Source organism: Chryseobacterium camelliae, from assembly GCF_002770595.1.
Lineage (GTDB): Bacteria > Bacteroidota > Bacteroidia > Flavobacteriales > Weeksellaceae > Chryseobacterium > Chryseobacterium camelliae.
In genome coordinates, this window is the sequence record NZ_CP022986.1 from 419,451 (window position 1) to 439,093 (window position 19,643).

Consider the following 19,643-nt stretch of genomic DNA (forward strand, 5'->3'; position numbering starts at 1 on the left):
ACAAATCTAACAAAATAATAATTCAAACGCGGCCTTGCTATTTTAAGTTTTTTTAATTTTGTACCATGAAATTTTCATTTAAAAACGATTATTCCGAAGGCTGCCACCCGAATATCCTGCGGGCACTTTTAGAACATAATGAGGATCAGCAGGCGGGTTACGGAGAGGATCAATATTCCATGCAGGCTAAAGAGCTGATCAGAGCGCGCATGAACAGCCACACTTCAGATATTTATTTTATTTCAGGAGGGACGCAGGCCAACCTGATTGTTATTTCTTCCGTCCTACGGCCTTATCAGTGTGCAATTTCAGCTGCTACCGGGCATATTCTCAATAATGAAACGGGAGCCATTGAGGCTACCGGACATAAAGTTTTAAGCATTGAAACCAGCGATGGGAAACTGAAACCATCCGACATCGCTCCTGTTTTAGAATCGCACCGCAATGTACCGCACCAGGTAATGCCTAAACTCGTGTATATTTCCAATTCTACCGAACTCGGGACGGTGTACGACAGGGGAGAACTGGAAGCTTTATCAGCGTTCTGTACACTGCATGATCTGTACCTGTTCATGGACGGTGCCAGGCTGGGGCATGGGCTTACCGCTGAAACCAGTGATCTTACGCTGGAAGATGTGGCCCGGCTGACCGATGTTTTTTATATGGGCGGAACCAAAAACGGCGCATTGATAGGAGAGGCAGTGATCATCAACAATCCTTTGCTGCAACAGGATTTTGCGTTCAATATCAAGCAGAAAGGCGCATTGCTGGCTAAAGGCAGGCTGCTGGGAATCCAGTTTCTGGAACTGATGAAAGAAGATTTGTATTTTGACCTGGCGAGACATGCCAACGGACAGGCGATGAAGATTAAAAATTTCCTGAAGGAGCGGGGAGTACAGTTTCTGTCCGATACCTATACCAACCAGATTTTTCCTGTTCTCAGCAATACCCTTATTGAACGTTTATCCGAAAGCTTTGAGTTTTACATATGGAAAAAGATAGATGACCAGTCTTCTGCCATACGCCTGATCACTTCCTGGAATACCGGCGATGAATCGGTAAGCCGTTTTATACAGGTAATAGAACAGGCAATGCCTGAAATATAAAAACAGCCGGTAGGGCTGTTTAAACAGGGTAAAATTCCCCTGAAAATTTTTCTGCAATGCATAGGTTGTGATGATTCAATATATTGAAAATCAGCCTATTATTTTGTTTTTTAATCCTTTTTAGCCTTATTTGGGTTTCAGACCCGAAGAAAGTAGGGGAGTCAAAAAAATTTCAGGGGGATTCTGATATGTTCTCCGGCTGATTTATTTCAATGCCCTGGCCACAAGAGCACAGTCGGCAGCCTGTAATGTCTGGCCGTCTTTATAACTGATTTTCTTATCGCTTGAATATTTCATCTGCCCGTTTTCAGTCTTATGTTCGCCTATACCTTCGGTAAGCGTATTCCCTTTCTGTAGAAAATAAATATCGCTCTTGCTCTTGGTTCCCTCCGATGCAAATTCGTAAGTCAGTTTCAGTGTATCGCCGGACTTGAATCCTGTGATATCCCCTTTGGAACTGTCCTTTTCAGCATTTTTATACCGTAATTTCCCGGTAATGGTTCCCAGATTGTCATCAATGCTTGCAAAAACAGTATCTTTTCCCATTACTCCCATATAGCAGAATGTTTTCGGGCCTAATGTGTCTACCACAGGCTCCTCCGTCATGGCTGTTGAATCCGGCTTTTCTTCCGGGACCGGAGCTTCCGCCTTTTTGTTACAGCTGAATGCAACAACCGCTATTGCACCCATTAAAACCAATGTTCTCATATCTTATCTTATTTTCAATTGTACTGCTAAAATAATCATCCTGAACATTATAACCATCAATATAAATGAAAAATAACATATTTTCCATAATATTATGCTAAATAATAGAGAGATCTGCTTACAATTTCCACATGAAGAACAGGATATTCATACATAAAAATATGATGGTCATCGTATGGATCATATCTTCAGGCAACCTCTGAAACCTCTGGCTGCATAATAGGAATCGGCGCCATTATGATAGGTGAAGACCATGTCATAACGGAAATCACAAAATAAGGCTCCGCCCAGGTTCCGTACGGAATCAGGGGTTTTGATCCAGCTGGATGTTTTGCGGTCGAATTTTCCCAGCAGCTGAAGCTCACGGTATTGCTGTTCACTGAGGATTTCAACGCCCATTACTGAAGCCATGTCTACAGCGTTACCAAACGGTTTATTGGCTTTTCTGGATTCCCATGCCTGATGGTCGTAGCATAAACTTCGCCGCATCGGACTTTCCGGCGAACAGTCGATAAACAGATAAGTATGCGAATCCTGATCACATCGGATCACATCAGGCTCGCCGCCGGAGATTTCCATCTGATCCAGGGACCAGAGCTTTTCGGGATGCTGTTGAAGTTTTACAAGGATCTGCTGCCAGTCAAGATCTTTATGACGGTGCATATTGCTTGTAAAACGCTCCGAAAGGATTTCAATCAGCTCAAAAGTCCTTTCTGCAGATAGGTTATTTTTATGCATAATATATTATAATGGTTATTACGGGATAAATATAATAGAAGTTGATAGCCTGTACAAGACTTCTACACCATAATTATAAAAAGTCCTATAATTTATATTATGTTAAATTGTATATATTTCAAGATTATAGAAATCTGATTTTCGCTATCCTAATTAATTTGCTTTATGAATAAGTTCTGTATGTAAAAAGCTGCTGTTACCAAACGAACTCTATACTTGTTGATATTATCTGAGCCGATTTATCATTGAGAACTTTTATTCTGTTCTTTCATTAAGGAATTAATGATACATGATCATTCTTACTTGCTGCAATGCAGCATTTATTTTTGTATCTGAAGTATTCTGAAGAATTATTATTGTTTTGTCATTGTCCAGATGCCTTTCTATAAAAGTCGAATATCCTGGCCAACCTCCGGAATGATAGACAATTTTGCCATATTTTTTTGAATTTCCTATGAACCAGCCAAATCCGTATTGTGTTTCTTCTCCGTTTTTTGTCTTCACAGAATTGAATATAAGCTCTTTATCCCTTGAGTTAATCAGCTTGTCAGTATACAGTGCTCTGTCCCATTTTAACAAATCCTCCGTGGTAGAATTCACTGTTCCGTCACCCACAATTCCATCCAGATAATAGGTGTAAAACTCTTTCCCCAGACTGTCCGGAAGTATTTTATGACCTGAACTGTCAGTGATATACCCAAGAGCATAATTCTTTATTTCTTTTGTTTCAAATCTCCTTCTGTACACAAACGTATTTTCCATTTTTAACGGTTTAAAAATGCTTTCCTTCAAAAACTGTCCAAATGTTTTTCCTGACACTTTTTCTATGATCAGTGCCAGTACAGTATATCCTGTATCACTATATTCATATTTTTCGCCTGGTTGAAAGACAGGTTTGGGTTGGTATTGTACTAACAGATTGACAATATCCTGATTCGTGGCAATTTTTGTTTTATCCCATTTTTCTTCAAAAATCTTGATATAGTCAGGAAGCCCGTTGGTATGATTAAGCAGGTTTCTTATACTGATATTTCCATAAAAGCTTAATTCAGGAATATACTTCGAAATGTTATCGTCATATTTCAATTTTCCCTGTTTTTCCAACAGAACAATTCCCATAGCAGTAAATTGTTTAGAAATTGATGCTAACTCAAAAACAGTATTATTATCGAGTTTTTGTCCGGTCTCTTCATTCGCTAAACCATAATTTTTCTCGAATGTGATTTTTCCCTGATCTGCAATCAATACATTCCCGTTAAACATTTTTTTTACATACAAAGATGTAAATACGCTATCAATGCGTTGGCTCTGAGTTTTTTGCCCAAAAGAAATGTTTGAAATTGATACGATCAAGATGAGTGAAAATATTTTTCCCATACTCCCGCTTTTTAAATTACCTATCAGGGAAAACAGATTGGCGAGGGTAATGGATCTGAATAAAAACCGATTCAGACCGACACTGAGCCCATGTGTTTTCGCTGGGCTAACTTACAAAAATAAAGTGAATCCGGCATGCTCTAACAGATCAGCAGCCAGAGCATTTGAAGTTACCACTACTCTTCTATACGCCGCTTATTTATACCGCTTAATGTATGTATTCTACTGTCTTGCCTGTTATAATCAATTATATATTAATTCAATAGGATTATTGTCATGTATTTTACTTGCTTTTATTTTATCGTCCATATTTTTTAAAAATCCCTGCTTTTCTTCCTCAGTCTTAAAGATGATATCTCCTGTAAAAGCCTTTTTCTTAAATCTTTCCAAAGGGCTTTCCTGTGATATTTTTTCATATTCAGCCAGCGTCACACTTTTCGCCACTTTGTACGTAGGATCATTCAAAACAAGGTAATCGGATTTATTTTTCTGTATGGATACGATACTGAATGTATGGGTATTTGTATCATCAGATACTTCAAGAATAAGTCCGGGTAATCCGTGGAATTTATAAGGCCCGTCCGAAATAGGAAGTTCAGCAGTAAACCAGGCAGCCCATTGTCTTCCGCCAAATGTTGTCGTTGCTTTCCGGACGGTATACCCCATCAGGTTCCTTTTTTCATTGGATATCTTCCAGTTTAATTTTCTCTGTTCTTTAACTTTTACCACAGCATCCGGCGTGTGGTTGGGACTGTAAAAATATATCGGACCATCAGCAGATTTTTCTACTACATACCTGACTTTCATGGAAGGATCGGGAAATGCCATCACTCCCCTTTCTGCCTGTACCCTCATGGTTGAATCGGAAATGATATGCTTAAGGCCGGTAAATACAGAATGTTTTTCTTTTTCATTAAAATCTAAGACCACGAGTTCGTCGGAAACCGTATTTTTCTCCAAAGTATCCGCAACGAATTTATAGTTATAGGTAAATCTGAAATCCTGCGAAAAATACAGGAATGGCAAAAACAGACAGAAAAGAAGTATATATTTCATACGCTGACCAATAGATTAAAAGACCACTTATTTTAGCATTTTTTCAGATGAGTTCCAGCACCAATACAGAACAGGTCCTTATCATTACCATAGATCGCTGTACTGCATCCCATATAATTACAACAGCACCAATGATCCGATTCTTCCAAACATTTTTCTGCCTGTATATCTTTCATCCCGTTTCTTGAGATTCTCTTTAGGTATTTCATGGATATAGTTTTAGGATTAAGCGGTAAATATACAATTAATATGTCACTTGTAAGAGATTTTAAATTATAAACTCAGCTTTGATGATAATATTCCCCCTATTGAACAAAAGTGTATTATAAAAATACAGGGATATGAAACAAAAAAAAGAGACCCGAATGTACGGATCTCTCTATATATACAGCAGTATCAGTTATAAAGCTTTGCTGTTCAGATTGGTGTCGGCCACCTTTGTCAGGAGCTCATCACATTTCTTTTCTTCTTTCAGTGTCTGGAGAAGGTGCTGAAGGCACTCCTCTTCTTTCAGGACTTTGGCAAAAGCAGAAATGGTTCCGTAGGTAGCAATCTCATAATGCTCCACTTTCTGTGCAGCGGCAATGATTCCTGCATCCCTTACTGCTCCCGGCTCTGTTTCTTCGATGATGCTTTTCCCTTCATCCAGGATCCCCTGCATAGCATCGCATTTCTTGGCCTGTGCTTTTTTTTCCAATGCTTCAAAGCAGGCTTCCAGACGCTCTACATGGGTTTCTGTTTCTGCAAGGTGATCTTCGATCGCTTTTTTAAGCTTTTCATTGGTGGCATTTTTCATCATGTTCGGCAATGCTTTTACCAGTGCCTTTTCTGCCCAATAAATATCTTTTAATGAATCTTCGAAAAGATCTTTAAGTTCTTTGGCAGCATCTTTTTTGGCAGGTGTTTTCGCACTTGTTTTAGATGCTGTTGTTTTAGACGATGTTGTCTTTGATGCGGTTTTCGCAGGTGCTTTTTTAGCTGATGATTTCGTTTCCATAATACTATTTGGTGATTAATTGTGATTGCTGGTTATGATACAATTATAAGACCATTGTAAAGTAAAATATTCTTATTTAAGGAGATGTGGTATGTAATTTTTTTTTATTTGACTGCTGTCTGCTCTGATTGCTCTTATTTTATCGGTCAGAATATAGGTAATACAATAATAATTGCTATGACATGCGGCAACTCATAAACCTGCCTGAATTTTCCGGATACCTTTAGCTTACCATAACAAAGATCACAACTTATGCATACCCGTAAAAAACTTAATCTGACCCTGAAAATATGGCGCCAGAAAAACAGGAATACGAAAGGCCGTTTTGAAACCTACAGTCTTTCTGATGTCTCTACCGAATCTTCTTTCCTGGAAATGCTCGATGTCCTCAATGAACAGCTGATCAACGATGATAAGGAACCGATTGCCTTTGATCATGACTGCCGCGAAGGGATCTGCGGCATGTGCTCCCTGTATATTAATGGAAGAGCGCATGGTCCCGACCGGGGAATTGCTACCTGTCAGCTCCATATGCGCCGGTTTTCAGATGGAGAAACCATTGTGGTCGAACCCTGGCGCAGCGTTGCGTTCCCGGTCATTAAAGACCTGATCACAGACCGGAGTGCGTTTGACAGGATCATGGCATCCGGAGGCTTTATTTCCGTCAATACTTCCGGAAGTACGCTGGATGCGAATGCCATACTCGTTGATAAAGATGACGCCGACAAATCTATGGATGCCGCCGCATGCATCAGTTGCGGTGCGTGTGTGGCCTGCTGTCCCAACGGAGCCGCGATGCTGTTCGTAGGCGCTAAAGTTTCTCATTTTGCTCTTCTCCCGCAGGGTAAGGTAGAAGCGCAAAGGCGTGTCCTGAATATGGTAAAGGCAATGGATGAGGAAGGTTTCGGGAACTGCTCCGTTATCGGTGCGTGTGAAGTGGAATGCCCGAAGAGCATTTCCCTGGACAATATAGCCCGGCTGAACAGGGAATATATGAAAGCCTGGGTTAATAAGGGATAATATTTGACGCTTTATTTTTCGAGCCGGGCCCACGTCGGTGCATGGTCGCTTGTCTTTTCCCATCCGCGTACATATCGGTCTACGCCACCGGATTGTAGTGCAGATTTCAGATAAGGACTCAGTAAGATATGGTCCAGGCGCATTCCGGCATCCCGGTCATACGATCGGTACATATAATCCCAGAAAGTATAGATTTTTTCTTCCGGGAACAGGTTCCTGATAGAATCAAGCCATCCTTTTTTGAGCAGGCCCTGATAGGCTTTTCTCACTTCCGTCCTGTACAGGGCGTCATTTTCCCAGCGCTCAGGTTTATGGACGTCAATGGGTTCTGGAATGATATTGAAATCGCCTATAATAATGGCGGGGAGATCCATCTTTATCAGTTCATCGGTTCTTTTTTTCAGTCGCTTCAGCCAGGACAGCTTATACTCGAATTTGGGTCCGGGATAGGGATTTCCATTAGGCAGGTAAAGACAGCAGATGACCATCTGGTCTATAATGGCTTCCAGGTAACGGCTCTGTTCATCATCAGGATCTCCGGGCAGGGTGTCCTGCACTTTGGTAATATCCAGGCCTTTGGTGAGGATCGCTACGCCGTTCCAGCTTTTCTGTCCTTTCCAGATCGCATGATACCCTGCAGCATTGATCTCCTTTTCCGGAAAACGGTCCTGTGGTGCTTTCAGTTCCTGAAGGCATACGACATCCGGTCTGGATTCTTCCAGCCAGCGCAGCAGTACGGGAAGCCTGGCATTGATCCCGTTAACATTATAGGTGGCGATTTTCATATGCTCTGTTTTTAGATAGAACTTTTAAAAACGCAAGAAGTATTCCAGCAGTACGATAAAAACAGGCTTGTTGTGCATTATTTTTGCTCTCATATTTACCTGATAATACATAAACCCCGATTGATTAATGCTTATGAAGTTACCTGAAACCTACTACAGAAATCCTGATACGCTTTTCCTTGCCAAAGACCTTCTAGGAAAAGTACTGTACACCTGTTCAGACGGAAATATTTCAGCCGGCATCATCGTTGAAACGGAAGCTTATGGTGGAATATCCGACCAGGCATCCCATGCCTACGGCGGGCGGCGTACCGGCAGGACCGAAACCATGTACCGGAACGGCGGTGTCTCTTACGTTTACCTGTGTTATGGCATCCACTACCTTTTCAATGTCGTTACTTCTGTGGAAGATGATCCTCAGGCGGTGCTGATCAGAGCTATAGAGCCTCTGTCTGGACAGGAACTTATGCAGCTGCGCAGGAATATGCCGGTTTCCAAAACAGCCATTTCATCAGGACCGGGATCGGCAGCAAAGGCATTAGGCATAGACCGCTCTATGAACGGAAAAGAACTGACCGGAGATGAAATCTGGATTGAAGACCATGGAATTTCCTATGCTTCCGACCAGGTTGTATCCGGTCCGCGAATCGGGGTAGCCTATGCCAGGGAAGATGCGCTGCTGCCGTGGCGGTTTTATGTCAGGGGCAACCGGTATGTCAGTAAGCCCAGAAGCTGATCTGAAACTTAGAAAGGACATCAATGACTGGAATAAAAGAAACAGCTGACGTTGATTCAGCTGTTTCTGCATGAACTACAGTGAACAGTGTTTAAAAAGCAGTATTAGTATCTCTGAATATAATGACATAAGTATATATTATCCGGTGATATACTTACTCTTTTCACACGTGAAAAAAGGTTGTCAGCAACCTTATTAAATAAATTTCTCAAGATACAGTTATTCGTTATCGGTCTGTACATTGACCTTGTCTTGCCCATGTCTTGCCGTATCGGATACTTCATTCAGGTTCCGTATGGTATCAGATTCAGCATCATTGATGGTTTTACCCTCATTCTGAGTGCCGGGATATTGAGTTTCTGATTTGTTACAGGCCGTTACAGCACCTGCTAACAAAAGTATATACAGTAGATTTTTCATAATATTATAATTAGGTGATTTCAAACTTAGGAATTAATGCACTACCATGGATATGATGCCAGTCACAAAAATTCTATTTTTTTCGGTATTATAAAAATAGCCCGTCCGTGTATGACCGGACAGGCTATTTTATTTCTTTATGTACATTATTTACTGGAATCGATCAGCATATGCATATCCTGTTCATCCAGTTTTATATCCACTGCTTTGAACAGTGCCTGCAATTGGGAATCGCTCGTAGCACTTACAATGGGAGCCGTTACCGCCGGATTTGCCAGCAGCCAGGCTAACGCTATGGATGCCTGCCCTGCCTGATGCTTTTCACTGAGTTCATCCAGCGCTTTTAGCACTTTCATGCCTTTGTCATTCAGGTATTTCTTCATGCCGCCTCCTCTGGAGCTTTTGTCGAAATCAGATTCATCACGGTATTTACCGGTCAGAAACCCTCCTGCCAGAGAAAAATACGGGAAAACACTTAAACCGTATTCTTTAACCAGTGGGTGATAATCCTTTTCAAAGCCTTCCCTTTCCATGAGGTTATAATGTGGCTGCAATGCTACATACTTCGGCAGAAGATGCTTTTCAGCTGCTTCAAATGACTGCCGGATACGTTCCGGTGAGACATTGGATACTCCGATATATCGGACCTTGCCTGCTTTAATGATTTCATCGTAGGCTTCCAGGGTTTCTTCTACCGGCGTTTTACCATCATCAAAATGCGTGTAATACAGATCTATGTGATCGGTGCCGAGCCTTTTCAGCGAATCATCCACGGATTTCAGGATATGCTTTTTACTGATGTCAAAATCATGTTCACGGGTTTCAGAACCTACTTTGGTGGCAATAACCATGTCATTTCTGTTGGAGCGGCTTTTCATCCATTTTCCGATGATTTCCTCAGACTGTCCACCCTTGCCGTTGACCCACCAGGAATAGGTATCTGCGGTATCAATGAAATTGAAGCCGGCATCTGCAAACCGGTCCAGGATATGAAAGGACTGCTTCTCATCCAGGGTCCACCCGAATACATTCCCTCCGAAATTAACCGGCGCTACTGTTAAGTCTGTGTGGCTGATTGTTCTTTTTTCCATAACATTTACTGATTACTATTAGAATGATCACCCGGAACCTGTGCTTTTTCATAGATCAGTCCTTCGGATTTCAGCTCTTTCCAGAAGTCCGAAGGAATTTCAGCGTGAAGGGCAATCACGTTGTCCTGTACCTGTTCAGGCGTACTGGCGCCCGGTATAATGGAAACAAACTCGTCTGCAGCGAGGACGAACTGAAGGGCTGCATGCACGATATCGGTATTGTATTTCTGTGCGATTTCCTTAATTCTGTCGCGTTTTTCAGTCATTCCTTTAGGAATAAGCTCCTTGTAATTGTACCGGTTCCTGCCGGCAATAAACCCGGAATTGTATCCTGCTCCGGAAACCAGCTTCACACCAGCTTTCTTTACGGCCGGAAGCAGTACGTCTACGGCGAAATCATGATCGAGGATGGAATACTGGGTTGCAGACAGGCAGATGTCGGGGTCAGCATCATCAATACAGTCGAGGATGGGTTCTATTTTATTAACGCCCATTCCCCAGCCTTTGATAACCCCCTGGTCACGCAATTCCGAAAGCACTTTGAAAGCCCCTTTCTTAGCCTGCTCAAGAAAGTAAGGATAGCGGTCTCCCACCTGGTCTTCGGAAAGGTCATGCACATAGACGATATCAAGACGGTCCATTCCGGTCCTTTCCAGGCTTTCTTCAATTGATCTTTTAATGGCATCTGCAGTATAATCATGCCTGAAATCATAATTCAGCGGGTTTTGCCACATGGTTGGCGGCACATCCGATTCCGGCACTTCGGTAAAGATTCTTCCTACTTTGGTAGAAAGGATGAAATCTTCCCTGTTTTTATCCTGTAAAAAGGCCCCGAACCTCCTTTCACTTTTCGTAAGCCCATACCATGGAGAGGTATCATAATACCTGATGCCTAAATCCCATGCTTTAGAGAATATTTCATTGGCCTGTTCATCGGTAATATCGGCGAAAGCAGTTCCTATGGCAACTCCTCCCAGCCCAAGCCTGTGGTTTTCATTTAAAATTTCTGGTTTCATATTTCTTATATTTAAAAATTTGGCTGTTATGGACGTGCAAACATCGTGCACATCTACGATGCCACAGGTTTAATTTCACGATTTTTACAGGGTGTTTGGTCTTATTATTGAATGAAAATAGGCACACACCACAGAATATTAATCATATGAAAAAGCATATCGTCATCGTAGGCGGAGGTTTTGCAGGGATTAACATGATCAAATCTCTTAAAAACGATCCCAGGTTCAGAATTACTCTGGTCGACAAGAACAATTATCACTTCTTTCCCCCGCTGATCTACCAGGTAGCCACATCATTTATAGAATCATCCAACATCAGCTATCCGTTGCGGAAGATGTTCGCCAATTATAAGAATGTCCATTTTCATATGGGTAGCCTGGAAAGTGTAGATACGGCTGCACAGCTCCTGCACACGGATACGGGAAGTATCGGTTATGATTACCTTGTTCTTGCTCTGGGAACAGAGACCAACTTCTTCGGAATGAACAATGTACAGCGCTGTGCCCTTCCGATGAAAACCATTGAAGAAGCCCTTTACCTGAGGAATTATATGCTTCTTACCCTTGAGGAGGCTGCGCGGAATAAAGATGTTAAAAAAGCTGAAAAGCTTCAAAATATCGTGATTGCCGGTGGAGGTCCTACCGGAGTGGAACTGGCCGGGATGATCGCCGAAATGGGACAATATATTGCCCAGAAGGAATACCCGGAAATTAAAATGAGTTTGTCTAACCTCTATCTTATTGATGCACTTCCCACCCTGCTGTCTCCAATGAGCAAAATGGCTCAGGAAGATGCGTATGAAACACTGACCAGGCTGGGGGTGAAAATCCTGCTGAATGTATCGGTAAAAGATTATGTAGATTGTAAAGTCATTCTTTCTGACGGCAGAACGATAGAAACAGAAACCCTGATCTGGACATCCGGAGTCATAGGACGCGAGGTCAAAGGTTTACCGGAAGACAGCATTGGCCGTGGCCGCAGGATTCTCACAGATGCCTACAATAAGGTCAAAGGAACAGAAAATGTCTATGCTCTTGGAGATATTGCTCTCCAGCTAACCGATCAGGAATATCCGAAAGGACATCCGCAGCTCGCGCAGGTGGCTATACAGCAGGGAAAAAACCTGGCAGGAAACCTGATCCGGATGGAAGAAAATAAAGAACTCAAGCCTTTCAGTTATCATAATAAAGGAAGCATGGCCATTATTTCAAAATTCAGGGCGGTAGTGGATCTCCCGAAATTTTCCTTCAAAGGCTTTATAGCATGGCTTACCTGGCTGTTCATCCATATTATTCCGCTGGTAACTTTCGGAAGTAAAATACGTTTGGCATTAGATTGGATGCGCTTATTCGTAACAAATAATCCTTCGATCAGGCTTATTTTAAGGCCAAAGAAAAATACAGGTAAGGATTAGAAACATTAACCATGAATACTCATTAACATCAGAATAAATATCTATGAACTGACTTCACCCATCACATACATGTTTTCCATCGTTGGAACATCGCTGCCCCCTTTCTTTTCAAGGGTAATAGCGAAGGCCTGAGCCTGAGGGATGGTAGAGAGCGCAATTTTAGCGTCCTTATCCTCTGAATACATTCCTGCACTCACCGGCTTACCCCCTTGTATAGCCCAGAGCTGATACTGCATGCCTTCAGGCGCTTTCGGTAAAGTTTCTGCGGATAGGTATACTTCTTTTGTTCGGGTATCCCAGAAAACCATGGCTTTAGAATCCGTATGCTTTTCAACACCCTTCAGCATCACCATTTTCATTTCAGGACTTGAAATCATTGTCCATTTCTGCTGCATGTTCTGCAGGGCAAGCGCATTGTTTTTCTGTTGAGCCTCAAGCTGTGCAATCTGCTTTTTGCTTTCGGAACGCTCATTCATCCAAAAAAGGTTAGCCGCTGTACTCACAAGGAATAATGCTGTTGCAGCAACCGCGTACGTCTTCCAGCCGGTTTTCCTTTCAGGAGCTGTACGGATATCATGAACCGGTTTTATATGCGGTTCATGCTGCACGTCATTAGCAATAACAGGTTTTGGAAGTTCAACAGTCTGTTCTTCTTGGATTTTATCCCATATTTTGGATTTCAGATCAGCAGGTGGTGCTACAGCCTGAGCTGTGGCAAGATCTTCCAATACTTTCTGTGCTTCTTCAAATGCTGCTTTTACTTCAGCATTGTTCTTCATCACACACTCCAAAATACCTGCTTCTTCAGGGGAAGCAAGACCTAGAATATAAGATTCTATAATTCCGGATGATATGTATTCTTTAGTATTCAATTTATTGGTAATCTTTTAGCAAGTCTTTTAATTTCATCAGTGCGCTTCTCATTTTGGTCTTTACGGTTCCCAATGGCATCTTCAGTTTTTCGGAGATTTCATTCTGCGTATATCCCTGGTAATAGGCCATATCTATGAGTTGCTGCTTATCTTTTTCAAGACTTCCGAGTATACTGCTGAATCCGATATGATCAGACGTATGGTCCTGAACAGAAAGCTCTGCAGAATCATATACGAAATCCGGAAGCGATTGGTTTTTAAGTTCGTTCTGAAAAGATTTTGATTTTAAATAATCGATCGCGGTATTTCTTGCAATATTGATCATCCATGTATAAAACCTTCCTTTGCCGGCATCATATTGGGCAATGGAGTTCCATATCTTAACAAAAACGTCCTGGATGATTTCTTCAGTATACTCTTTGGATTGTACGATCCGGAGGATGACCCCATATAAAGCGCCCGAATAATGGTCATAAAGGTAATGAAAACCATTTTCGTTTTTATCCTTAAGTAGAAGGATAAGCTGCTCTTCCGAATAGTAGTTTGTTTTAATAAGTAAAGTATTTCCGTTCAAATGTAGTGAATAAAATTCATATCATACAAAAACCGGGCAATCTTTTATGTCGTACATAAATTTTATAGAATTTAATTTCAACGATATGAAAAACATACTCATAAAAGCAATGGCGATATGTCTTCTGAACATGGCTGCAGCCGGCTCGGCACAGAATACCCGTTTTAAAACGAAGAATCCTTATTATTCACGCACTTCCACTACTCCGCTTAAAGTAAGCAACAGCGAATGGAAAAAGATACTAAAGCCAGAGCTGTACCAGGTAGCCCGGGAAGGTGCCACTGAGATGGCATTCACAGGGAAATACAGTGAGTTTGATGAGAAAGGAACGTACTACTGCGCCGTCTGCGGAAATCCTCTGTTCATGTCTACTTCCAAATTTGCCACCACGTGCGGATGGCCCTCTTTTTACCAGCCGATGGCTAAAAACAGTGTAAAGTACAGAAAAGACACTTCCTATAATATGGAAAGAACGGAAGTTTTATGCGGAAGATGTGATTCCCACCTGGGACACCGATTCGATGACGGACCAAAACCAACCGGAAAACGTTACTGCATGAATTCTGTTTGCCTTGATTTTGTTCCGTTTAAGAAAAAATAATATTCTGTTTATCAGTAATTTACATAAAAAAATAATAAAGTTTTCAATAAAGTAAATCCGGATGAAAACCGGTCTCGTAAATGACAGTAAGAGTTTAATACAACAATAGTTTAACACATTAATTAAAATAAAGATGAACACTAGAACAAAAATCACAGCATTGACCATGGTCGCATTATCATTCGCATTCAGCGGACATGCAAATGCACAGATGGCAAAAGAGAAAACAGTAATGGTAGGCGGTGCACCGATGTACCCTTCCAAGAATATTATTGAAAATGCGGTCAATTCCAAAGACCATAAAACATTGGTAGCCGCTGTAAAAGCAGCAGGATTGGTAGAAACGCTTCAGGGCGCAGGACCATTCACTGTGCTGGCTCCAACAGATGCAGCATTTGGCAAGCTTCCTAAAGGTACTGTTGAGACCCTGGTAAAGCCTGAAAATAAGGAAATGCTGACTAAAATCCTTACCTATCACGTACTTCCCGGAAAATACAGCGCCAAGCAGATCTGGGCAGCCGTGAAAGCAGGAAACGGAAAGAGTATGATGAAGACTGTGGAAGGTGAAGAACTGACGTTCTGGACAAAAGGTAAAGACCTGTATGTAAAGGATGCCAAAGGTAACAGCGCTAAAGTAACGATTGCTGATGTTAATCAGTCCAATGGTGTAATTCATGTAATAGATACAGTGTTGATGCCGTAAGAGTGGTTTGTTAATTGAAACAGCATAATTCCATTTATGCTGTTTTTTTCTTTATCGTTTACAATTGTATAGATCAGTTATATCTTCATACAGACTGGTCTCAGCATATTTAACCATTAAAAAATAATATTATGAAAAAAACGATCAGTGTGTCTAACCAGGGAGCGACTCTGGATACAGGCAGAAGAAACTTTCTAAAGCTCAGCGGCATCGGGCTTGCTATGGCAGGACTTACGCTGGTAGGCTGTAACGATGACGATTTCGAGGATATGAACGGAAGAGTGTTCGACCTTGGAAGCGGTGATATAGGTGTACTGAATTATGCCTATGCTCTTGAACAGCTGGAAGCCGATTTTTATACAAAAGTGGTAAACAATTTCTATTCCGGCATTTCAAGTGTTGAAAAACAAGTGTTTACGGATCTGTATAATCATGAGGTGATCCACCGTGATTTCTTTAAGGCTGCGATCAGCGGTGCAACGTCCAATGTTCTGCCTACGCTTGAATTCCAGTATCCTAATGTGAATTTCAACAGCAGGGACTCTGTTCTGGCTACAGCTAAAGCCCTTGAAGATACAGGTGTTGCTGCCTATAACGGTGCCGGTAAATATATCACCAATGCAGCCTATCTTGTGATCGCGGGTAAAATTGTTTCTGTAGAAGCGAGACATGCGTCTGCGATCAGGGACCTTATTAATCCTGGAACAGCAGCGTTCTCCGGTGATGATGTTATCGATTCCAACGGGCTTGACCTTGCGAAAGAGCCTAAAGACATCGTGGCAGCAGCCGGCGGCTTCATAAAAACTCCTTTTACCTGGATAGAAAGAGGCATCATGTAATTAACCACCTTAAAAATCACTATTATGAACATTCTTAAATTACTCGATAAGCTTTCTGATGATCAGTTTTTTTCTACAGAAGCGACCAGATTGCAGACCATTACAAAAATATCCTCATTTGGAAAGAAAGCAGCCGTAGCTGCGGTTCCCCTTGGGCTCGGAACCTTATTGTCCACTCCGGCAAAAGCAGCAGAGACTGAAACTTCAGCTTCTTCTTCTTTCCTGAAGTCTACTTTGACGGATGCCCTTCAGCTGGCATTGGTTCTGGAATACCTGGAAAATGAATATTATGCCATCGGGCTTTCTACCGCAGGACTGATCCCGAATTCCGACAGGACTGTTTTTATGCAGATTGCCAAACATGAATCTGCCCACGTTACTTTCCTGAAAAGTACATTAACCTCTCTTGGGGTAACACCGGGTGCAAAACCTACATTTGATTTCACCGCTAACGGCAGTTTCACTCCTTTTACCAATTACAACCAGTTTCTGGTGCTTGCACAGGCATTCGAAGATACCGGAGTGAGAGCCTATAAAGGCCAGGCAGGGAATGTGATGTCCGACAAAACCGTATTGCAGGCTGCATTGCAGATTCATTCTGTAGAGGCAAGGCACGCTTCCCAGGTAAGAAGGATGAGAGCCAACAAAGGCTGGATCGAGCTTGCCAACGGCGGAAATATGCCGGCTGCAACCAATGCGGTATACAACGGTGAAGATAATACCAATCAGGCAGGATACAACACTGCAGCCGCATTCGGAGCTGCTGCGGGTTCTGCTTCATTTGACGAAATACTCACTGGAAGTGATGCCCAGACAATAGCCTCTTTATTTATTGTCTGATCCTTTCATAATATTTAGGTGTGATCCTTTCCCGGCTGTCCAGGAAAGGATTTTTTATGCTGTAAATCAGGGATATTTTTTTATCCTAATGATAATATTCCTTACATTTACTGCTTATAACAATTCGGTTACCCTAATCTTACACAGGTGAATATTCATAACAGGAAGAAATATCTGAGCTTTCTTAAATTTAAAAGAGATTTTCAAAAGTACGGACTGGAAAAGGCACGCAGTTATGAGCTTGTATTGCACTGGCTGAGCAACCGGCTGAGCAGGAACCAGTTTCTGATCCTCTCCGGGATCATTGTGGGATGTACCGCAGGACTTGCCGGAGTAGTGCTTAAAACACTGGTTCATGACATCCATTATTTCATTGTCAATAAAGTCCATTTTGAATACCAGATCCTGTTTTATATTGTTTTTCCGTTCCTTGGGATTGTTCTGACCACATTGGTAGTCCTTACGATCTTTAAAGGACAGGATAAAAAGGGAATCGGGGCAATACTGTATGAGATTGCGCGGAATTCGAGCATTGTCTCTTCAGTAAAAATGTATTCCCAGATTGTGCAGAGTGCCATAACGGTCGGACTCGGAGGATCCGCCGGATTGGAAAGCCCGATTGCGGTTACCGGGGCTGCCATTGGCTCCAATTACGCCCAGACCTACCGTCTGAGCTATAAAGAACGCACCCTTCTGCTGGCAGCAGGTGCTACTGCGGGGATCGCCTCTGCATTCAATGCGCCTATTGCAGGAATTATGTTTGCTTTTGAGATCCTGTTGACCGGTGTTGTATTTACCGATTTTATTCCCCTGGTGGTTGCTGCGGTCTGCGGAAGTCTTTTATCCAGGATCTTATTGCAGGAAGATATCCTTTTCAGGTTCCATACCCGGGAAGCTTTCAATTATAAAAATGTGCCCTATTATCTCCTGCTGGGTATTGTTACCGGACTTTATGCACGTTATTTTGTGATCATTTCCCAGAAGGTCGAGCATTTTATGAAAGGCCTGAATATGTCACGCCTCCGGAGAGCCATGGTAGGTGGTGCGGTTCTGTCATTACTTTGTGTGCTTTTCCCGCCTCTTTTCGGGGAGGGTTATGAGACAGTGAAGGAATTTACGAATGGCGATACAATTTCTATCATAGAAAACAGCCTGTTCAAATATTTTGATATTACAGACTGGACGGTGATCATATTCCTGCTGATGATTGTATTGCTGAAGGCTTTTGCCACTTCCATTACCATCTTCAGCGGAGGGAACGGAGGTAATTTTGCCCCATCGCTTTTTGCAGGCGGCACGGTAGGGTTTTTATTTGCGGTGATCTGCCGTAAAATCGGGTTTGAGGAAGTTCCTGTTACCAACCTGATCCTTGTAGGCATGGCCGGTGCCATGAGCGGTGTCTTATATGCCCCGCTGACCGCAATTTTCCTGATTGCAGAATCCAGCTCCGGTTACGACCTGTTTATCCCACTGATGATTGTTTCGGTTATTTCCTATCTGATTGCCAGATGGTTCTCCCCTATTTCCCCGGAACTGAAATCACTGGCCGATCAGGGTAAGATATTTACGAATGAACATGATAAAAACCTTTTGTTCTCACTGAGGACAGAAGACTTTATAGACCGCCAGTCACAGACGGTGCCGAAAGACATCTCTGTTACCGAACTGTTCGAACTGCTTAAAGATGGCAACCGTAATATTTTTGCGGTCGTGGACGACCAACGTATTTTAAAAGGTATTTTCAGTATTGATGATATTAGACCGTATCTTTTTGGGAACAGTGACCAGCTGAAAAGCATCGGTCAGATCATGAGGGCTCCTGCTGCGCTCATTAGCCCCGAAAGCAAGCCACTGGAAATTTTACAGGTATTTGATAATACAGGAGTGTGGAACCTACCTGTGGTGGACAGCAATAATATGTTCATAGGATTCATATCGAAATCATCAATCCTGATGAGCTACAGGCAGCTTCTGAAAGACTACTCTAACTGATTCTCTTCTTATTGCTGGAAAGGACCCATTCATCCTTACCGCATTTATCACATCGGGTTTCATCCTCTGCCGGCTTCAGTTTGGTATTGCCGCAGAATATGCATGAATAATGCCCTGCCGAAGGTACCCGTGTAAAGGGATGATCCAGAGATTTAGGCATAATGGGAAGACCATATTTTGTCTCTTCAACCTCATAAAAAAAGATGCTGATCTCACCGGAAATCTCTACGATAGCCTCTTCTACCTGCCCCAGATGGGAGATGTTGTTGATTCTTAATTCCGCAAAAAACTCATCAATTCCGAAATTTTCTTTCCTGAAATCCCCGATGGAAAACTCGCCGTCTTTGATCAGGCACATCGGTTTACCTTCCACTACTTTTTCAAAGTTCTTGCTTTTTGCAATGAAGAAGGTAATGACACTGTATAAAAATATGATCACTATGAAGACGACAAGGGATGAAACTATTCCTACTTCTTTGTAGAACATGGGATCGCCGGCGGCAGATCCCAGCCCGATAATGACGACCAGTTCAAAAACCGAAAGCTGCTTAACTCCTCTTTTTCCCAACAATCTCAATCCAAGAATGATTGCAAGGAACATAATCACCGTACGAAGCACAATTTCGATCAGGAACGGCCAGTCTTCCTGTCCGAGTAACAGCTCTTTCCAGTCGATCTGCAGAAGAAGTAATGATTGCATAAAAAGTTTATGACAGAAGTTCAAAAAACAAGCCAATCAACTGTTGTTTTTCAAGCT

22 protein-coding genes are annotated in these 19,643 nt (G+C 42.2%); 9 read left to right on the forward strand and 13 right to left on the reverse strand.

Annotated features, from left to right (window positions below; all coding sequences use genetic code 11):
* The first annotated feature begins 65 nt into the window (after window positions 1-65).
* On the forward strand, window positions 66-1,106 hold the full coding sequence (locus CGB83_RS01860) for a threonine aldolase family protein (RefSeq protein ID WP_100074248.1): 1,041 nt from the start codon (window positions 66-68) through the stop codon (window positions 1,104-1,106).
* A gap of 204 nt (window positions 1,107-1,310) precedes the next feature.
* Here the strand turns inward: CGB83_RS01860 and CGB83_RS01865 are convergent, their stop codons facing one another.
* The 6 genes from CGB83_RS01865 to CGB83_RS01885 all read right to left on the reverse strand — a co-directional run bounded on the left by CGB83_RS01865 (window position 1,311) and on the right by CGB83_RS01885 (window position 5,982).
* The gene (locus tag CGB83_RS01865) at window positions 1,311-1,814 is read right to left on the reverse strand and encodes a hypothetical protein (RefSeq protein WP_100074249.1); all 504 of its coding nucleotides are present in this window, start codon (window positions 1,812-1,814) and stop codon (window positions 1,311-1,313) included.
* Between the two features lie 180 nt (window positions 1,815-1,994).
* Entirely contained in the window at window positions 1,995-2,552 is a 558-nt protein-coding gene (locus tag CGB83_RS01870; RefSeq protein WP_100074250.1) for a DUF4256 domain-containing protein, read from the reverse strand.
* 279 nt (window positions 2,553-2,831) lie between these two features.
* The gene (locus CGB83_RS01875; RefSeq protein WP_228420049.1) at window positions 2,832-3,815 is read right to left on the reverse strand and encodes a serine hydrolase domain-containing protein; all 984 of its coding nucleotides are present in this window, start codon (window positions 3,813-3,815) and stop codon (window positions 2,832-2,834) included.
* A 357-nt stretch (window positions 3,816-4,172) separates the two neighbouring features.
* Window positions 4,173-4,985, reverse strand: a complete 813-nt coding sequence (locus CGB83_RS01880) for a GLPGLI family protein (protein ID WP_100074252.1) — start codon at window positions 4,983-4,985, stop codon at window positions 4,173-4,175.
* A 32-nt stretch (window positions 4,986-5,017) separates the two neighbouring features.
* Window positions 5,018-5,194: a hypothetical protein gene (locus tag CGB83_RS20070; protein ID WP_157761266.1), complete on the reverse strand. Its 177-nt coding sequence runs from the start codon at window positions 5,192-5,194 to the stop codon at window positions 5,018-5,020.
* Between the two features lie 191 nt (window positions 5,195-5,385).
* Window positions 5,386-5,982: a YciE/YciF ferroxidase family protein gene (locus CGB83_RS01885; RefSeq protein ID WP_100074253.1), complete on the reverse strand. Its 597-nt coding sequence runs from the start codon at window positions 5,980-5,982 to the stop codon at window positions 5,386-5,388.
* A gap of 252 nt (window positions 5,983-6,234) precedes the next feature.
* Between CGB83_RS01885 and CGB83_RS01890 the strand changes: the two genes are divergently transcribed.
* On the forward strand, window positions 6,235-7,002 hold the full coding sequence (locus CGB83_RS01890; RefSeq protein ID WP_100074254.1) for a succinate dehydrogenase/fumarate reductase iron-sulfur subunit: 768 nt from the start codon (window positions 6,235-6,237) through the stop codon (window positions 7,000-7,002).
* A gap of 11 nt (window positions 7,003-7,013) precedes the next feature.
* Here the strand turns inward: CGB83_RS01890 and xth are convergent, their stop codons facing one another.
* A complete protein-coding gene (gene xth, locus CGB83_RS01895; RefSeq protein ID WP_100074255.1) occupies window positions 7,014-7,787 on the reverse strand; it encodes an exodeoxyribonuclease III in 774 nt (257 codons plus the stop codon).
* A 133-nt stretch (window positions 7,788-7,920) separates the two neighbouring features.
* Between xth and CGB83_RS01900 the strand changes: the two genes are divergently transcribed.
* Window positions 7,921-8,523: a DNA-3-methyladenine glycosylase gene (locus CGB83_RS01900; RefSeq protein WP_100077453.1), complete on the forward strand. Its 603-nt coding sequence runs from the start codon at window positions 7,921-7,923 to the stop codon at window positions 8,521-8,523.
* Window positions 8,524-8,742: 219 nt separating this feature from the next.
* Here CGB83_RS01900 and CGB83_RS01905 read toward each other — a convergent pair whose 3' ends face one another.
* The 3 genes from CGB83_RS01905 to CGB83_RS01915 all read right to left on the reverse strand — a co-directional run bounded on the left by CGB83_RS01905 (window position 8,743) and on the right by CGB83_RS01915 (window position 11,050).
* The gene (locus tag CGB83_RS01905) at window positions 8,743-8,943 is read right to left on the reverse strand and encodes a hypothetical protein (RefSeq protein WP_100074256.1); all 201 of its coding nucleotides are present in this window, start codon (window positions 8,941-8,943) and stop codon (window positions 8,743-8,745) included.
* A gap of 146 nt (window positions 8,944-9,089) precedes the next feature.
* Window positions 9,090-10,034: an aldo/keto reductase gene (locus CGB83_RS01910; RefSeq protein WP_100074257.1), complete on the reverse strand. Its 945-nt coding sequence runs from the start codon at window positions 10,032-10,034 to the stop codon at window positions 9,090-9,092.
* A 5-nt stretch (window positions 10,035-10,039) separates the two neighbouring features.
* On the reverse strand, window positions 10,040-11,050 hold the full coding sequence (locus tag CGB83_RS01915; protein ID WP_100074258.1) for an aldo/keto reductase: 1,011 nt from the start codon (window positions 11,048-11,050) through the stop codon (window positions 10,040-10,042).
* Window positions 11,051-11,196: 146 nt separating this feature from the next.
* Here CGB83_RS01915 and CGB83_RS01920 point away from each other — a divergent pair, with 146 nt between their 5' ends.
* Window positions 11,197-12,465, forward strand: a complete 1,269-nt coding sequence (locus CGB83_RS01920; protein WP_100074259.1) for an NAD(P)/FAD-dependent oxidoreductase — start codon at window positions 11,197-11,199, stop codon at window positions 12,463-12,465.
* Between the two features lie 41 nt (window positions 12,466-12,506).
* Here the strand turns inward: CGB83_RS01920 and CGB83_RS01925 are convergent, their stop codons facing one another.
* Together CGB83_RS01925 and CGB83_RS01930 are read right to left on the reverse strand one after the other, a co-directional pair.
* The gene (locus CGB83_RS01925; RefSeq protein ID WP_100074260.1) at window positions 12,507-13,337 is read right to left on the reverse strand and encodes an anti-sigma factor; all 831 of its coding nucleotides are present in this window, start codon (window positions 13,335-13,337) and stop codon (window positions 12,507-12,509) included.
* Between the two features lies 1 nt (window position 13,338).
* On the reverse strand, window positions 13,339-13,911 hold the full coding sequence (locus CGB83_RS01930) for an RNA polymerase sigma factor (protein ID WP_228420051.1): 573 nt from the start codon (window positions 13,909-13,911) through the stop codon (window positions 13,339-13,341).
* Window positions 13,912-14,041: 130 nt separating this feature from the next.
* On the opposite strand from CGB83_RS01930, the gene msrB reads away from it, so the two are divergent.
* From msrB to CGB83_RS01955, 5 genes are all read left to right on the forward strand, one after another.
* A complete protein-coding gene (msrB, locus tag CGB83_RS01935; RefSeq protein WP_228420189.1) occupies window positions 14,042-14,512 on the forward strand; it encodes a peptide-methionine (R)-S-oxide reductase MsrB in 471 nt (156 codons plus the stop codon).
* 133 nt (window positions 14,513-14,645) lie between these two features.
* A complete protein-coding gene (locus CGB83_RS01940) occupies window positions 14,646-15,215 on the forward strand; it encodes a fasciclin domain-containing protein (RefSeq protein WP_100074262.1) in 570 nt (189 codons plus the stop codon).
* Window positions 15,216-15,346: 131 nt separating this feature from the next.
* Window positions 15,347-16,054, forward strand: coding sequence for a ferritin-like domain-containing protein (locus CGB83_RS01945; RefSeq protein WP_100074263.1), 708 nt, complete (start codon window positions 15,347-15,349; stop codon window positions 16,052-16,054).
* 24 nt (window positions 16,055-16,078) lie between these two features.
* Complete coding sequence (locus CGB83_RS01950; protein WP_100074264.1) at window positions 16,079-16,894, forward strand: ferritin-like domain-containing protein; 816 nt, start codon at window positions 16,079-16,081, stop codon at window positions 16,892-16,894.
* Between the two features lie 147 nt (window positions 16,895-17,041).
* Complete coding sequence (locus CGB83_RS01955; RefSeq protein ID WP_100074265.1) at window positions 17,042-18,886, forward strand: chloride channel protein; 1,845 nt, start codon at window positions 17,042-17,044, stop codon at window positions 18,884-18,886.
* Here CGB83_RS01955 and CGB83_RS01960 read toward each other — a convergent pair.
* Window positions 18,879-19,586: a DUF421 domain-containing protein gene (locus tag CGB83_RS01960; RefSeq protein ID WP_100074266.1), complete on the reverse strand. Its 708-nt coding sequence runs from the start codon at window positions 19,584-19,586 to the stop codon at window positions 18,879-18,881. The two genes, CGB83_RS01955 and CGB83_RS01960, sit on opposite strands and share 8 nt — an antisense overlap.
* Window positions 19,587-19,643 lie beyond the last annotated feature (57 nt).

Coding starts and splice junctions, on each gene's coding strand:
- CGB83_RS01960 (WP_100074266.1), bottom strand. CDS start 19,586: ATGCAATCATTACTTCTTCTGCAGATCGACTGGAAAGAGCTGTTACTC.
- CGB83_RS01865 (WP_100074249.1), bottom strand. CDS start 1,814: ATGAGAACATTGGTTTTAATGGGTGCAATAGCGGTTGTTGCATTCAGC.
- CGB83_RS20070 (WP_157761266.1), bottom strand. CDS start 5,194: ATGAAATACCTAAAGAGAATCTCAAGAAACGGGATGAAAGATATACAG.
- CGB83_RS01950 (WP_100074264.1), top strand. CDS start 16,079: ATGAACATTCTTAAATTACTCGATAAGCTTTCTGATGATCAGTTTTTT.
- CGB83_RS01905 (WP_100074256.1), bottom strand. CDS start 8,943: ATGAAAAATCTACTGTATATACTTTTGTTAGCAGGTGCTGTAACGGCC.
- CGB83_RS01880 (WP_100074252.1), bottom strand. CDS start 4,985: ATGAAATATATACTTCTTTTCTGTCTGTTTTTGCCATTCCTGTATTTT.
- CGB83_RS01875 (WP_228420049.1), bottom strand. CDS start 3,815: ATGTTTAACGGGAATGTATTGATTGCAGATCAGGGAAAAATCACATTC.
- CGB83_RS01890 (WP_100074254.1), top strand. CDS start 6,235: ATGCATACCCGTAAAAAACTTAATCTGACCCTGAAAATATGGCGCCAG.
- CGB83_RS01860 (WP_100074248.1), top strand. CDS start 66: ATGAAATTTTCATTTAAAAACGATTATTCCGAAGGCTGCCACCCGAAT.
- xth (WP_100074255.1), bottom strand. CDS start 7,787: ATGAAAATCGCCACCTATAATGTTAACGGGATCAATGCCAGGCTTCCC.
- msrB (WP_228420189.1), top strand. CDS start 14,042: ATGGCTGCAGCCGGCTCGGCACAGAATACCCGTTTTAAAACGAAGAAT.
- CGB83_RS01870 (WP_100074250.1), bottom strand. CDS start 2,552: ATGCATAAAAATAACCTATCTGCAGAAAGGACTTTTGAGCTGATTGAA.
- CGB83_RS01920 (WP_100074259.1), top strand. CDS start 11,197: ATGAAAAAGCATATCGTCATCGTAGGCGGAGGTTTTGCAGGGATTAAC.
- CGB83_RS01885 (WP_100074253.1), bottom strand. CDS start 5,982: ATGGAAACGAAATCATCAGCTAAAAAAGCACCTGCGAAAACCGCATCA.
- CGB83_RS01910 (WP_100074257.1), bottom strand. CDS start 10,034: ATGGAAAAAAGAACAATCAGCCACACAGACTTAACAGTAGCGCCGGTT.
- CGB83_RS01915 (WP_100074258.1), bottom strand. CDS start 11,050: ATGAAACCAGAAATTTTAAATGAAAACCACAGGCTTGGGCTGGGAGGA.
- CGB83_RS01945 (WP_100074263.1), top strand. CDS start 15,347: ATGAAAAAAACGATCAGTGTGTCTAACCAGGGAGCGACTCTGGATACA.
- CGB83_RS01900 (WP_100077453.1), top strand. CDS start 7,921: ATGAAGTTACCTGAAACCTACTACAGAAATCCTGATACGCTTTTCCTT.
- CGB83_RS01940 (WP_100074262.1), top strand. CDS start 14,646: ATGAACACTAGAACAAAAATCACAGCATTGACCATGGTCGCATTATCA.